Here is a 16,874-nt window from a genome sequence, read left to right on the forward strand (position 1 = left end):
GATGTATTGATTACAATAAGAAAGTATAGATTAAACAGTGTGTGTTTACACAAAAAATTACTTTTTTTTAATCAAAATTTTGTCCATTGATGATAACAAATCAGACTGAAAGATTGAATTTTGCCTCTACAAAAAATATTCCTGACTATCCGGATTTTCTGGACGTTCAGGTTAAATCTTTTAAAGATTTTTTTCAATTAGAAACTAAATCTGATGAAAGAGGCAACGAAGGGTTATACAACACCTTCATGGAAAACTTCCCAATTACAGATACAAGAAACAACTTTGTATTGGAATTCCTAGATTACTTTGTAGATCCGCCACGTTATACAATTCAAGAATGTATAGAGAGAGGTCTTACTTATAGTGTGCCTTTAAAAGCCAGGTTAAAACTATACTGTACAGATCCGGAACACGAAGATTTTGAAACTATTGTACAAGATGTTTACCTTGGAACAATACCTTATATGACTCCAAGCGGTACTTTTGTTATCAACGGTGCTGAGCGTGTAGTAGTATCTCAACTACACCGTTCTCCAGGGGTTTTCTTTGGTCAATCATTCCACGCAAATGGAACAAAACTTTATTCTGCCAGAGTAATTCCTTTTAAAGGTTCTTGGATAGAATTTTCTACAGATATCAACAGCGTAATGTATGCTTATATCGACAGAAAGAAAAAATTACCGGTTACAACTTTATTCCGTGCAATTGGATTCGAAAGAGATAAGGATATCCTTGAGATCTTCGACCTTGCTGAAGAAATTAAAGTTTCTAAAACAGGTATTAAAAAATATATTGGAAGAAGACTTGCTGCACGTGTATTGAACACTTGGCACGAGGATTTCGTTGATGAAGATACCGGTGAGGTAGTTTCTATCGAACGTAACGAAATCATCCTTGATAGAGATACTATTATCGACAAAGATAATGTTGAAGAAATCATTGATTCTAACGTAAAATCTATTTTGTTACACAAAGAGGATAATAATCAGGCAGATTATGCTATTATCCACAACACGTTACAAAAAGATCCAACAAACTCTGAAAAAGAAGCTGTTGAGCATATCTACAGACAATTGCGTAATGCAGAACCGCCTGATGAAGAAACTGCTCGTGGTATTATAGATAAATTGTTCTTCTCTGATCAACGTTATAACTTAGGTGAAGTTGGTCGTTACAGAATGAACAAAAAACTTGGTTTGGATATCCCAATGGAAAAGCAAGTGCTTACCAAAGAAGATATCATTACCATTGTAAAATATTTGATCGAATTGATCAACTCTAAAGCAGAGATTGATGATATTGATCACTTATCAAACCGTCGTGTTAGAACAGTTGGAGAACAATTGTCTCAACAATTCGGTGTTGGTTTAGCACGTATGGCAAGAACTATTCGTGAGAGAATGAACGTTAGAGATAACGAGGTGTTTACACCAATCGATTTGATTAATGCTAAAACATTATCATCGGTTATCAACTCTTTCTTTGGTACGAACCAGTTGTCTCAATTTATGGACCAAACGAATCCATTAGCTGAGATTACACACAAAAGAAGACTTTCTGCCCTTGGACCTGGTGGACTTTCGAGAGAGAGAGCTGGATTTGAGGTTCGTGACGTTCACTATACACACTATGGTCGTTTATGTCCGATTGAAACTCCAGAGGGACCAAACATTGGTTTGATTTCATCTCTTGGTGTTTATGCAAAAGTTAACGGAATGGGATTCATCGAAACTCCATACCGTAAAGTAACTGATGGTGTAGTTGATTTAGAAAGTACACCTATCTATTTAAGTGCTGAAGAAGAAGAAGGAAAAATGATTGCTCAGGCAAACATTGAAATGGATGCTACTGGTAAAATCACGGCAACAAATGTTATTGCTCGTGAGGAAGGTGACTTCCCGGTTGTTGAGCCTTCTGCAGTACATTATACAGACGTTGCACCTAACCAGATCGCTTCGATTTCGGCTTCATTGATTCCTTTCCTGGAACATGATGATGCGAATAGAGCCTTGATGGGATCTAACATGATGCGTCAGGCGGTTCCTTTGATCCGTCCGGAAGCACCAATTGTTGGTACAGGTTTAGAGCGTCAAGTGGCTTCAGATTCTAGAGTATTGATTAATGCTGAAGGAGATGGAACTGTAGAATATGTTGATGCAAACATCATTACTATCAAATACGACCGTACTGAAGATGAAAGAATGGTTAGTTTTGATGCTGATGAAAAAACATACAACTTAATTAAATTTAGAAAAACCAATCAAGGTACAAGTATCAACTTGAAACCAATCGTAAGAAAAGGGGACAGAGTGATTCTTGGACAAGTGTTATCAGAAGGATATGCTACTCAAAATGGTGAATTAGCTTTAGGTAGAAACTTAAAAGTTGCGTTCATGCCATGGAAAGGGTATAACTTTGAGGATGCGATTGTAATTTCTGAAAAAGTAGTTCGTGATGATATTTTTACTTCTATCCACGTTGATGATTACTCATTAGAGGTTAGAGATACTAAGTTAGGAAATGAAGAGTTAACAAACGATATTCCTAACGTTTCTGAAGAAGCTACTAAAGATTTAGATGAAAACGGTATGATCAGAATTGGAGCAGAGGTTAAACCTGGCGACATTTTGATTGGAAAAATTACACCAAAAGGAGAATCAGATCCTACTCCAGAGGAGAAATTGCTTCGTGCAATCTTCGGGGATAAAGCAGGAGATGTAAAAGATGCGTCATTAAAAGCTTCTCCATCTTTACACGGTGTAGTTCTTGACAAAAAATTATTTGCAAGAGCCGTAAAAGATAAACGTAAACGTACTCAGGATAAAGATGCTTTAGGCGCTTTAGAAATGGAATTCGAAACTAAATTTGTTGAATTAAAAGACAGATTGGTTGAAAAATTATTCCTGATCGTGAACGGAAAAACATCTCAGGGTGTAATGAATGATTTGGGTGAAGAAGTTTTACCAAAAGGTAAAAAATATACTCAAAAAATGCTTTACGCAGTAGAAGATTTTGCTCACTTAAGCAAAGGTCAATGGGTTGCTGATGATGCTACTAATAAAATGGTTAATGATTTAATTCATAACTATAAAATTAAGCTGAATGACTTACAGGGATCTTTAAGAAGAGAAAAATTCACTATTACAGTTGGAGATGAATTACCATCTGGAATCTTGAAATTGGCGAAAATTTATATCGCTAAAAAACGTAAACTGAAAGTAGGGGATAAAATGGCAGGACGTCACGGTAACAAAGGTATTGTTGCAAGAATCGTTCGTCATGAAGATATGCCTTTCCTTGAAGACGGAACACCGGTTGATATCGTATTGAATCCACTTGGGGTACCTTCACGTATGAACATTGGTCAGATTTATGAGACTGTTCTTGGATGGGCTGGTCAAAATTTAGGTAGAAAATTTGCTACTCCAATTTTTGATGGTGCTTCTTTAGATCAAATTAATGAATTAACTGATGAAGCTGGAGTACCACGTTTCGGACATACACATCTTTACGATGGTGGTACTGGAGAGCGTTTCCATCAGGCTGCAACTGTGGGTGTAATTTACATGCTTAAATTAGGACACATGGTTGATGATAAGATGCACGCACGTTCTATCGGACCATACTCGTTGATCACTCAACAACCACTTGGAGGTAAAGCTCAATTTGGAGGTCAGCGTTTTGGAGAGATGGAGGTTTGGGCACTTGAGGCTTATGGAGCATCAAGTACACTTCGTGAAATCTTAACAGTTAAATCGGATGACGTTATTGGTAGAGCTAAAACTTACGAAGCTATCGTTAAGGGTGAGTCTATGCCAGAACCAGGATTACCAGAATCATTCAATGTATTAATGCATGAATTGAAAGGTCTTGGACTTGACATTCGTTTAGAAGAATAAATAAAGTTTTCAGTTACAGTCTCAGTATTCAGTTCAACACTGAAAGCTGAGACTGAAGCTGTTTATGAAAATAAAAGTTTTTAGGATTTATACCCGTAACCCGTTCCGATTTTTTATTTAAACCTGAAAAGTTTTATAATTAGCACTTCAAAATTGACGTTTGAAGTTTAGAGAAGTAATCCGTGGTAGCAACTTAATAATTTTCGATGAGTAGAATTAAGTTAAAATCAATTTTTTAATTGCAGATAAATCAATAGTAAAAACTATGATGAATAATAGAAATAATAATAAAGATAAAAATCCAGTTAAAAGATTCAACAAAATCTCAATTGGATTGGCTTCACCTGAATCTATCTTGAAAGAATCAAGAGGAGAGGTTTTGAAACCAGAAACTATCAACTACAGAACGCACAAACCAGAACGTGACGGACTTTTCTGTGAAAGAATCTTCGGACCTGTTAAGGATTTTGAGTGTGCTTGTGGTAAATATAAAAGAATTCGTTACAAAGGTATCATTTGCGACCGTTGTGGTGTTGAAGTTACTGAGAAAAAAGTACGTCGTGACAGAGTAGGACACATCAACCTTGTTGTGCCAATCGCTCACATTTGGTATTTCCGTTCTCTTCCAAACAAAATTGGTTATATCCTTGGTCTTCCATCTAAGAAATTAGATATGATCATTTACTACGAAAGATATGTAGTAATTCAGGCTGGTATTGCTAAAAATGCAGATGGAGAATCTTTACAAAGATTAGATTTCTTAACTGAAGAAGAATATTTGAATATCTTAGATACTCTTCCGCAAGAAAATCAATATTTAGATGATATGGATCCTAATAAATTTGTTGCCAAAATGGGAGCAGAATGTATTATGGATTTATTAGCTCGTATCGACTTAGATGAGTTGTCTTACCAATTGAGACACAGTGCTAATAATGAAACATCTAAACAACGTAAAACTGAAGCTTTAAAAAGATTACAAGTTGTTGAGTCTTTCCGTGAGTCTAACTTAAACCGCGAAAATCGTCCTGAGTGGATGATTATGAAAGTAGTTCCTGTTATTCCACCAGAATTACGTCCGCTTGTGCCACTTGATGGAGGTCGTTTTGCAACTTCAGATTTGAATGATTTATACCGTCGTGTAATCATCCGTAACAACCGTTTGAAAAGATTAATGGAGATTAAAGCTCCTGAAGTTATCTTAAGAAACGAAAAACGTATGTTACAAGAATCTGTAGATTCATTATTTGATAACACTCGTAAAGCTTCTGCTGTTAAAACAGAATCTAACAGACCATTAAAATCATTATCTGATTCCTTAAAAGGTAAGCAAGGACGTTTCCGTCAAAACTTACTTGGAAAACGTGTGGATTATTCTGCTCGTTCGGTAATTGTTGTTGGTCCTGAATTAAAATTATTCGAATGTGGATTGCCAAAAGATATGGCATCTGAGTTATACAAACCTTTCGTTATCCGTAAATTGATAGAAAGAGGTATTGTTAAAACAGTAAAATCTGCTAAGAAAATTATAGACAAAAAAGAGCCTGTAGTTTGGGATATCCTTGAAAATGTAATTAAAGGTCACCCAGTATTACTTAACCGTGCTCCTACGTTACACAGACTTGGTATTCAAGCTTTCCAACCAAAATTAATTGAAGGAAAAGCGATCCAATTGCACCCATTAGTATGTACGGCTTTCAACGCCGATTTTGATGGGGATCAGATGGCGGTTCACTTGCCATTAGGACCAGAGGCTATTTTAGAGGCACAATTATTAATGTTGGCTTCTCACAATATCCTTAACCCTGCAAACGGTGCGCCAATTACTGTACCTTCTCAGGATATGGTCTTGGGTCTATATTATATGACCAAAGAACGTATCTCTACACCAGAACACATAATTTTAGGTCAAGACTTAACTTTCTATTCTGCTGAAGAAGTAAATATTGCATTAAACGAAGGAAGATTAGAATTGAATGCTCGTGTAAGAATTAGAGCAAAAGATTTTAACGAAGCTGGAGAATTAGTTTATAAAATTATCCAAACAACTGCAGGACGTGTATTATTTAACGAAGTAGTACCTGAAGCAGCTGGATATATCAATGATGTATTGACTAAGAAAAACCTTAGAGATATTATTGGACACATTTTAAGTGTGACTAATGTACCTACTACTGCTGCTTTCTTGGACAATATGAAAGATATGGGTTATAAATTCGCATTTAGAGGAGGTTTATCATTCTCTCTTGGTGATATTAGAATTCCAGAACAAAAAACAAAATTAATTGCAGATGCCAGAGAACAAGTTGAAGGTATTTCTGTGAATTATAACATGGGTCTTATTACCAATAACGAGCGTTACAACCAGGTTATTGATGTTTGGACTTCTGCAAATGCTCAGTTAACAGAATTAGCAATGAAAAATATTAGAGAAGACCAACAAGGTTTCAACTCTGTATATATGATGCTTGACTCTGGGGCGAGGGGTTCTAAGGAACAGATTCGTCAGTTAACTGGTATGCGTGGTTTGATGGCTAAACCTAAAAAATCTACTGCCGGTGGTGGTGAGATTATTGAAAACCCGATTCTTTCTAACTTTAAGGAAGGTCTTTCGATCCTTGAGTACTTCATTTCTACTCACGGTGCTCGTAAAGGACTTGCGGATACGGCTCTTAAAACTGCCGATGCCGGATACTTGACAAGAAGGCTTCATGACGTATCACAAGATGTTATTGTAAACATCGAAGATTGTGGTACTCTTAGAGGTGTTGAAGTTTCTGCTTTGAAGAAAAATGAGGAAATTGTTGAATCTTTAGGAGAAAGAATTTTAGGACGTGTTGCATTGCAAGATGTTATTAATCCTCTTACTAATGAAGTTTTGGTTGAATCCGGACAACAAATTACTGAAGCAATCATGAGAGTTATCGAAGCTTCTCCGATTGAAAGAGTAGAAGTTAGATCTCCATTAACTTGTGAGGCTTTAAAAGGTATTTGTGCGAAATGTTACGGTAGAAACTTAGCTACTGGTAAGATGACACAAAGAGGTGAAGCTGTAGGAGTTATTGCAGCTCAGTCTATTGGAGAGCCAGGTACACAGTTAACACTTCGTACGTTCCACGTTGGAGGGGTTGCTGGAGGTATTTCTGAAGAGTCTAGTATTGTTACAAGATTCAACGGTAGACTTGAGATTGAAGATTTAAAAACTGTAAAAGGTGAGGATAGTGAAGGTAATGCGGTAGATATCGTAGTATCACGTTCAACTGAATTAAAATTAGTTGATGAGAAAACTGGAATCGTTTTAAATACACACAATATTCCTTACGGATCTAGTATTTTCGTTAAGGATGGTGAAGTAGTTACTAAAGGATCTGTGATCTGTAAATGGGATCCATATAATGGTGTAATTGTTTCTGAATTTACTGGTAAGATTGCTTACGAGGATTTAGAGCAAGGACAATCGTTCATGGTGGAGATCGATGAGCAAACAGGATTCCAGGAAAAAGTAATTTCTGAAGCAAGAAATAAAAAATTAATCCCAACTTTATTGGTTTACGGTAAAGAAGGTGAATTGATTCGTTCGTATAACTTACCAGTAGGAGCCCACCTTATGGTTGAGAATGGAGAGAAAATTAAAGCAGGTAAAGTATTAGTAAAAATCCCACGTCGTTCTTCTAAAGCAGGAGATATTACAGGAGGTTTACCAAGAATTACCGAGTTGCTTGAGGCTCGTAACCCTTCAAACCCAGCAGTTGTTTCTGAAATTGACGGTGTTGTTTCTTTTGGAAAAATCAAAAGAGGTAACCGTGAAATTGTTATCGAATCTAAATTTGGTGAGATTAAAAAGTATTTAGTTAAACTTTCTAGCCAAATCTTAGTACAGGAAAATGACTTCGTAAGAGCGGGAGTACCATTGTCTGACGGTGCAATTACACCAGATGATATTCTAAGAATTCAAGGACCAGCTGCTGTTCAACAGTACTTGGTAAATGAAATTCAAGAGGTATACCGTTTACAAGGGGTAAAAATTAATGACAAGCACTTTGAGGTAGTTATTCGTCAAATGATGCGTAAAGTAAGAGTGCAAGATCCGGGAGATACATTATTCTTAGAAGATCAATTAATTCACACTAAAGATTTCATCGTTCAAAACGATAAATTATACGGTATGAAAGTAGTTGAAGATTCTGGAGACTCTGCGGTATTGAAACCAGGTCAGATTATTTCTCCTCGTGATTTACGTGATGAAAATTCATTGTTGAAACGAAATGATAAAAATCTAGTTGTAGCTAGAGACGTAATTACTGCAACTGCAACGCCAGTTTTACAAGGTATTACAAGAGCTTCGCTACAAACTAAATCATTCATCTCTGCTGCTTCTTTCCAGGAAACAACAAAAGTACTTAACGAAGCTGCTGTAGCTGGTAAAGTAGATGATTTAGAAGGATTGAAAGAAAATGTAATTGTTGGACACAGAATTCCTGCTGGAACTGGTATGAGAGAATACGATAATACTATCGTAGGATCTAAAGACGATTACAATGAAATGATGGCTAATAAAGAAGAGTATATCTATTAAATTAGGAAACTATGAGTAATTCGAACCAACAAGAACAAATTAATATTGAGTTAGACGAAACTGTCGCAGAGGGAATTTATTCTAATCTGGCAATTATCAACCACTCATCATCAGAATTTGTTTTAGATTTTGTGAGCATTATGCCTGGTATTCCTAAAGCCAAAGTAAAGTCAAGAATTGTCTTGACACCACAACATGCTAAAAGATTATTAAAAGCAATTGGAGAAAACATTCATCGTTTTGAAAGCGCTCATGGCGAAATCAAAGAGACTGAACAAGCACCAATACCGCTTAATTTTGGTCCGGCAGGACAAGCATAAAGTACTAAAGCCCCATTTTTTAAATGGGGCTTTTTTTAAGTTTCTAAATCTATCATTAGAAAGACTAACACCTACTTTCGGAATTACTCGACATTTCTACCCTCCATTTTCATCAACAAGTTTACTTCTATATTCCTGTGATTTTTTATAAAGATTTTGATAATTAGGTAAATTATAGAAATTATTACGTTCGATTTCTTTTTCTATAGATCCATCTAAAACGAACAAGGATATTCGCTGCATAAAAAAGCTTTGATCATTGTAGTTTTCATCATATCGATATTGCTCTCCAAAGTAAACCAAGTGTGCCAAAAGTTTAGATCTATCTGCAATTGATAGTTCATTCCTTTTTTCTTTGTCTTCTAAAAGATACATGACATATTCTTTTAAAGCTTCCAGATATTGAGTTTCTTCAGGAGTAATTATTTCTTTTAAAATAGGGAAAATTGCTAAGTTTAATTTTACAGTTCCATTGCATTTTTTATTCCAGAATAGTTTGTCTAATTCAGCAGGATTATTGCTGTCGAATTTTGTGTTTTCAACAACCCATTTCAATAATTCTTTATCATCATAATAGCCGAAAGTCGTAACCAGGCTTTGCATGAAATATTCATCGTTTAATATTAGCCATTTAAAGTAAGAACGGCTATCATTGAATAAATACATGTTGCGGGCAACAAGGGTTTGGATATTTTTTTTTAGTTCTTCGTTTAATCTTTTATCATCTTTCCATAGGTATCTTGTAACTTCTTCTCGATTTTCAAACATAGATTTTTTAGGTAGTGAATTTTCATACATAGAAATATCTAAGAACTTTTTTTGATAATCTATAATCTGCGGTATTGCATAACTTTCTGATATGTACTTATCTTGTTTTATTACAAATACGCCAAAATAAGCATATATATTATTTGGAAAATATATGGCTGTTCTATTGCATTTGTCTAAAAAATTGACATATATGTAGTTTGAATTCGATTTTAAATCTATTATTCTATCGAAAATAACTTTGATTCTGCTATTAAACTCATCATCGTTTGGAAATTTAAACCCATATGCTTTTAACTCCTCTTTTGTTATCGGCATAATAACTTTAAAATCTGAACTACTATATTCATATGGGTTACTGTAATTTGGTATCCCATACTGTAATTGTCTTTTCAATATATCCTTCATATTCTTTTCATTTTCATCTTTTTTTACATCAATGTTTTTATTTTGCTGTCCATTACAACTGCTAAAAACAAAACCACAACATAAAATTATAACTAAATTTTTCATAATTATTTAACTTTTAACTTTCTGAACCTTTTTCTCCTGGATTACCATTATATTCGGGTAAATTATAATCTTCTTCAAATATCTGATAGTCTTTTGGAACCAAATAAGAAAAAAAGTCAGATTCACTATATGTTAAACAGCATAAAGTATCGCCCTGATTACCTCCTAATATAACAATTTTATTTCCTTTCTTGCCTGCGACAAAACCAACATGACCACCTCCTATTCTAGTTTTAACAGCAATTGCTCCATATACTGGTTTTTTCAATTCTTTTCCTTCAGACCATTTAGCCCACGATAATGCTCTTACAGCATCATAATTTTCTAAACCTTTGTAACCATAGGCTGTAATAATCCAATTTACAAACGTTGCACACCATGAAATTTTGGTTTCATTTGTGGTATTATTTTTCATGCTCTTTTCATATGGAGTTCTGTCAAAGAATTTTTGTATTTCTTTATTATTTCCTGTTTCAACTAATTTTTTTGCTTCTTCAATCCATGCTAATACCATCCAAGGTGCTCTACCGGACAGTTCAGGAACAATCCCCCCGCTATTACAAACATTTTTATCATACTTAAACCAAGTTTTTAATTTTTGTAAATTTTCTTTTCGCCTGTCTAGATGCAGTGTTGTTGGATAATCGCTTGTACTTACGGGCTCATATCCTTGTAGTAAGCGACAGATAAAAAAGAAATAAAGTTCTTCTTCCTCTTTCATCAACAATGCAATTTCGTTTAAGTTTTTTGACAAGCCTTTCGGGAATTTATTTCTTTTCCACTCATAAGCTTTCATTTTTGCCTCATACTCAGCTTGATCTTTATCCCTATAGTCTCTTGCTCTTGGATTCCACTTTAATGATTTTACATTTTTCCATGCCCATCCACCACTATCTACAGTCAGAAATAGTTTTTGAGATATTAAATTTGGATTTGCTATAATATTATTTGCAGATCCTATTACTTTTTGATATTCAGCATATATAGTAGGATCATTTCCATGACTCGTTAATTGCATAAGACTTCTTCCTTTATAAAAGTATTTACTTGAGGAAGTAGCGGCGGGGGCTTCTCCAGCTGTTTGAAAAAATCCTGTTTCGACACTTGTCATTGCTAAAAATGCAATTTTTTGGATACATTCGTTAATGTTGTATTTACGAAACATTGCATTAAGCTGAAGAGTTAGTGATTTATAGCTTTTGTCATCTATATTGCAACCTTCACCACCCCAATAATCTCTCTGCCTTTTATGGTTTTTATTAGATCTTCTTCTTTTTTATTTAATCTGGTGCGCCAACACTGTCGAACATATCAGCATATTCAACCATAGATTTTAAATTTGGCAAATTATAATAATTATTTTCTTTATACTCTTGTTTTACTTTTTCCCATTCTTCTTTATCAAGATAGTCTCTATAATCAGCCAAGATTGTCAATTCTCCCCAGTGTTGTCCATCATGATGATATTGTTTAAATAACGGATCATAAGTATTTGCTAAAAAAGCAATAATTTTCATTTTTTCCTTATCTTTAAAAATATCTTTCCTCTGATTATCAATAATTCTTGAACTATAATACTTCAAAGGAAGGATTGTTTGAATATCATTACCCTCGTTGAATAAATTAAAAAAAGCTAACAATAGGTTATCACATATAAATAAAACATCTTTTTTATTTTTATTAAATATAATATCTCCTATTTGATACTTTTCATTGTTTTCGTAAAACATATTGATTGACTTTTTATTAGATTTTTCAATGCCATCAAAACGAAATAAAACCAACATATCATACATGAATTTAGATTCATTAGCTACTAAATATAATACTCCTGATTTATCATTATTAAACAAATATTTATTCAATAGCAACAACTTGAGATTTTGTTTCGTTTGTTTTGATTTTATATCATATATATCTTCAAATGCAATCATAGGAGATATAAATCTTCTTTTTTTATCTATAAAGAGATTGCTTAAACAAATGTCATATAGATCTTTATCCAAACTTCCTCTATACTGAATAAAGTCATTCCGATTGACGACATGTATTTCATCAGAAGTTTCGTCGATATTAATGTGGAAATATTTATTAATATATTCTTTAAAACTTGAATAATCAGGTATTATATATCCACTGGATTGAAGCATTTCTCCTATTAATGGAAGAGTTAAATCCAAATCTTTTTTACTAAAAGTATATTCATTGGATTCAGCAACATCATCACAAGTATAGTTTCTTTGTAGCTTTATTTGATGTTCAATGTCTTTCACATTTATATCATTCTTATCATTTCTCATAATTTCTGTATTATTTTGTGTTTTACTACGATTCTCTTTGCTTTGTGAACAACTAGTACAATAGTTTAGTACAAATAATAGAATAAATAATTTATTGGTATTCATAATATTTATTTTTTTATAATTTCGATTTTATATGCTGTACCACTTGTCCACTTCATTAATTTATCCACTTTGGAGTAATGAGACATAGGTGTATAAAATCTACAACTAGTTAAACTATCTGTACCTCCATTTTTATTCGTTTTTGTTAGAGGGTGTGAAAGCAAATGTTTGGAGTTTCTTTTCCATTTTAATTCAGTAACACCTTTCATCGATATTGACCTACTTAAACCAAATGGTTGCTCTTTGGAAGAGATAGCTTCAATTGTTGTAACCACATCATTTTCTTCATCATAACCTGTAATTACTCCAGTATGCCCCATTCCTCCACTTAAATTTTTCCATATAAAAATATCTCCTACTTGTGGTATGTAAGTTAAACTATCATGTTTTACTAAATAGCTAAGTTTATCTTGAGTGTAGTCATAAAGTACTGCGGTACCTGCAGCCCATCCTTTTGAACACCATTCTATTTTTGCGAGGTATCTACATATAAGTTCGGAACAATCCATGGTATTTTCACCAGTAGCTAATGTTCTATTCTGGTCATTTTCATAAGGAACTTTATAGGCCACACCATTAGCTACATCATCTTGAGAAATAGCTTTTGTTAAAAGCCACTCAATTCCCTCCTTAATTTTCAAATCAGAATTTTCTAAATTTAAAGATGTAACTGTTTTATTTATTCCGCATTCATCAACTTTAAAAATTATTTTTGTCCCTGTATCATATTTACCTTCTTTTCCTTTGTAGGTATATTTACCTCCTTGATATGACCCTCTTCTTTTATCTCTTGAATGAGTTTTTGAATTTATATGATCCACTAGCTCTTCTATTACTTTAAGTTCATCTGTTCCTGCTGTAACGATTTCATTCAATCTGTTTGTTACCCAAAAACTAACGCCTGAGAGAACTGCATATTTTTCTTCTTCCAATTTTTCAGGATGTTCTCCTGAGTAATTTCCATCCAATGTTATAAATTTTTCCTGTGGCAGTCTTAATGCCTCTCTGTGTTTATTATAAAATTTTTGAAATTCTTCATAATTATCTCTACCTGTAACCATTATAAAACCTCTTCCTCTAAGATTAAATCCGTCTTCTGTTCCAGCTCTATTCCCTAATCTGCTTCCATAAGCATTAATTCCAATAGCTCTATCATTCAAAGCATCTCTTCTACATCTCTCTGCATTTCCACTATAATATGCCAAATCACTATTAAATAATGTTTCCTCTTTATATTTTAAACTTTCAGTTAGTATTACTAAATCGGTTTCTGTTCTAACTTGAGCAAAAAAATGTGCCTTGCGTTTACAGGTGTTTATTTGAAATTTTTCAAAATATTCATTTATATACGGTAAACATTTTTCCATGATTGATTTATTGCCATTAAAAAATACTTGCTGTAAATCTGATAAAATAATTTTCTCCTTACATCTAGGACAATCTTTATTTGTCTGAACTTCTGCCATTTCCATATCTACCATTACAGGAACGGTACAATTGTCGATAGCTTCCGGGGTTAAAAAACCTTTTTCGACTATCAATGCTGTATTTTTAAAACAGATGAGTTGTTTTCGTAAGGCAATTTTTTCTTCTTTAGTAAAAGGAGTCTCGTCTTGTTTGGTGGCTTTTATCCCAATGCTTTTCATATCAGGGCTTCGTACCAAACTTGCGTTAGGATAGGACATAGCAGCCAATTGATCATCTTCAAAAACATAAATCTCTTTTTTGTCATCGTTAGGATCTTTTACTTTTCGACTTACTTGTACACTAAAGCGCACGGGGTTTACTTCGGCATCGGTCAGGTATTTTTCTTCGGGTGTGAAAGAGAATTCTAAAAGCCCGTCACTGCCCACTTTTTCTTTGTATTCCTGTATGCTTTGCAGTACTGTTATGATGCCGTTTTTTTCTTCGATACACTCAGAATGTACCAGGGTCATAACGTCGACCCTTAACTCTTCTTCCTGCATATTGGCGGTATGTACCCATATTTTATGGGTTTTGCCTTTATGGGTAAGGGTTTGCTGAACCCCCTTGCCATCTTCTTTCGAAAAAAATATATGTTTTATACTTTTATTATTGGTTACTGCCAGTTCTTCGTTACTGTCTAATACTTCTATAAATTTTGTTCCTGCTACCGGCTTGCCGTTTTTAAGGGTCATAGTCTCAGGAAGCGTTATTGCTCCCTGGCTTCCTGTCGGCATTTCTACAGTGAAAACCAAAATTATGTTTGGGTTTGGCGCTTCGCTTGTTGCGGGCAATACATTTTTTATTTTTTCTTTGTACTTGTCATCAGTAGTGATTTTAAAAGAGCCTTTGCCTTTATCGTTAAGGGTGATCTTTTTTTCTTCGAGCATGTATTTTGCGGGCTCTAAGTAAAAAGATTCATTTGCTCCTTTTACCCAGACTTTTATGGTGATGGGTTGGTTTTCTAACCCTGCAATTTCTACAAAGGCATGGGTTTCTTCATTATAGCCTGTTTCGGTACGTTTATAGCCCGTTCCATAAGCCCATGATGCACGTTTGAGTTCTGGGTTGGCTACTTTTATTTTTGCCTTTGCTTTGGTTTCAAGGGTTTGTTCTCCTGTAAGATAGGCCGCTATTTCAAACTCTCCTTCGGTGTTGAAAGTAAGGGTTCCGTCGTGATTGTCGGTCACATTATTTGGGAGTTCTAAATTGATTTTTTCATCGCCCACAAGAGGCATGATTCGGGCTGCAGTTTCGTATTTTACTTTAGCTCCTTTAGGAATCAATTGAGGCATAGTAAATTTGTCTACAGCGTTTCTTATCACTTCAAAGAAAAAACTGTCAGCCCCATTAAATATAGGTGTGTTACCGGATTTTGCATAGGCTTCGATAACATATTTACCAAAGTAGTTATTGCCTGCCCGAGCATCATTAAAGAGAATTTGATTGATAGGTTTGTTTATGATTTTTTCTTTTGAAATTGCAGCACTTTCAAAAGCAGTTAGCCGTACTGCGTCTTTTTGCAAATACCATTGCATTTTAGTGCCATTGTCAGGCAAAAAATCAACATTAAACTTACTGACCTCTACTTTGAGGTGCTCATTATATCGCAAGAGTAGGTTAGAGGTTCCTTTTACGGTATTTATTTGTAAGGATTCATGAACGGTTAATTTGGTTGTTACGGGACTTGGATCATCTGGAGATGTATAGGCCTCGATTTCGTAGTCTCCGGGGTTTTTAAAAGTAAAAACGCCTAAAAGCCCTGTAGCTATTTCTACCTTTACCAGATCCGAATTAGTATTTATCGGGCTGTTGTAAATTATTGTTTCCTGATTTGTTACAATATTTTTGTGCTTTACTCTCCAATGGGCAATAGGGGAGGTTTCGATAAGTGTATTAGGCGGATTTAATATTTTTAATTTTTCTGCAAAAGAGCTTGCCTTAAATTTTAAGGTTAAAGGAATAGGCGTGTTTTTTACTAATGTTTTACCTGGCGCTGTAATGCCTTCGACATAATCTTTTACATATTCGATCAGTATGAAGCATTTATCTGATCCGGCAGTGTTGGCATAGGCTTCAATTCTATAGATACCTTCTTCATAATCTTTAAAAAGTTTATCCAGGGTAAATTCGATATTGGCTCCAATGCCTACAAAGGTTTTTAGTTTATTTGTAACTCCTTCACCTTTAAATATTGCCCATATTACTTTTGAAGAATCTCCTTTGCAAATGGCTTTCAATTCGAGTTTTGTTTCTAAAAGGGGGTTTGCTAATTGAAAAATATTTGTGTTGGTTGGTTTTTCTATAAAATAATATTTTCCTGTTGGTTTTTCTGCAAGGGGAGCAAGAATAGTGATTTCAGAAACAGAATCTTGTTTGGTAGGATCTGAGATTTCCCATTGCGAAGAAGTATTTTCGACCATAAATGCATCTGCTTCGAGAACATCAATAGTGTTTACTGCTTTTTTTTGACCGGTGGTAGCAAATTGAATGATACCGGCTGTAGCACCCATTGGACCATAACCAGGGCAGGTGCCTGTAGAGATATCCAGCAGTACTTTCATTCTTTTATCAAAATCTACGTTTTTATAGTAATCTTTGTATTTGATGCTGCATTTTGCTTTGCAGGGTTTTGTTGTATTTTTGTTAGGAAGATAACATTCGCCAAAACCATTTCCGTTATCAAAGCAATCTGAGTTATCATCAAGGTTGGTAGCAATGGGTTTTTCCTGAGCAAAATACTTAATCTGACTTTTTACTGTTAATGGCACTGTATTAGCCTTACTGTTATTTATTACAGAATTAGAGCAAAAACATTTAGCTCCTTCTACTATTATTTCTCCTTTTGCCATAATTATTTAGAATTAGTTTCTCTTTTTATATTTAAAAATGTTTCCTCTTTATAATGAAATAAAGTATCTGCCTG

At 34.2% G+C, this 16,874-nt stretch carries 7 protein-coding genes; 3 read left to right on the forward strand and 4 right to left on the reverse strand.

Going from position 1 to position 16,874, the window contains the following annotated elements; all coding sequences use genetic code 11:
* The first annotated feature begins 89 nt into the window (after positions 1 to 89).
* The 3 genes from rpoB (at position 90) to LNP81_RS10800 (ending at position 8,798) form a co-directional block, all read left to right on the forward strand.
* Positions 90 to 3,902, forward strand: coding sequence for a DNA-directed RNA polymerase subunit beta (rpoB, locus tag LNP81_RS10790; RefSeq protein WP_230035708.1), 3,813 nt, complete (start codon positions 90 to 92; stop codon positions 3,900 to 3,902).
* 265 nt (positions 3,903 to 4,167) lie between these two features.
* A complete protein-coding gene (rpoC, locus tag LNP81_RS10795; RefSeq protein ID WP_230035710.1) occupies positions 4,168 to 8,478 on the forward strand; it encodes a DNA-directed RNA polymerase subunit beta' in 4,311 nt (1,436 codons plus the stop codon).
* An 11-nt stretch (positions 8,479 to 8,489) separates the two neighbouring features.
* A complete protein-coding gene (locus tag LNP81_RS10800) occupies positions 8,490 to 8,798 on the forward strand; it encodes a DUF3467 domain-containing protein (RefSeq protein ID WP_173969914.1) in 309 nt (102 codons plus the stop codon).
* Positions 8,799 to 8,894: 96 nt separating this feature from the next.
* Here LNP81_RS10800 and LNP81_RS10805 read toward each other — a convergent pair whose 3' ends face one another.
* From LNP81_RS10805 to LNP81_RS10820, 4 genes are all read right to left on the reverse strand, one after another.
* The gene (locus LNP81_RS10805) at positions 8,895 to 10,079 is read right to left on the reverse strand and encodes a hypothetical protein (RefSeq protein ID WP_230035712.1); all 1,185 of its coding nucleotides are present in this window, start codon (positions 10,077 to 10,079) and stop codon (positions 8,895 to 8,897) included.
* Between the two features lie 13 nt (positions 10,080 to 10,092).
* Positions 10,093 to 11,244, reverse strand: a complete 1,152-nt coding sequence (locus tag LNP81_RS10810; protein ID WP_230035714.1) for a TIGR02594 family protein — start codon at positions 11,242 to 11,244, stop codon at positions 10,093 to 10,095.
* Positions 11,245 to 11,359: 115 nt separating this feature from the next.
* On the reverse strand, positions 11,360 to 12,484 hold the full coding sequence (locus tag LNP81_RS10815; RefSeq protein WP_230035716.1) for a hypothetical protein: 1,125 nt from the start codon (positions 12,482 to 12,484) through the stop codon (positions 11,360 to 11,362).
* 5 nt (positions 12,485 to 12,489) lie between these two features.
* A complete protein-coding gene (locus LNP81_RS10820) occupies positions 12,490 to 16,800 on the reverse strand; it encodes a PAAR-like protein (RefSeq protein WP_230035720.1) in 4,311 nt (1,436 codons plus the stop codon).
* Positions 16,801 to 16,874 lie beyond the last annotated feature (74 nt).

It is taken from the genome of Flavobacterium piscisymbiosum, from assembly GCF_020905295.1.
In the GTDB taxonomy this organism is placed as follows: domain Bacteria; phylum Bacteroidota; class Bacteroidia; order Flavobacteriales; family Flavobacteriaceae; genus Flavobacterium; species Flavobacterium piscisymbiosum.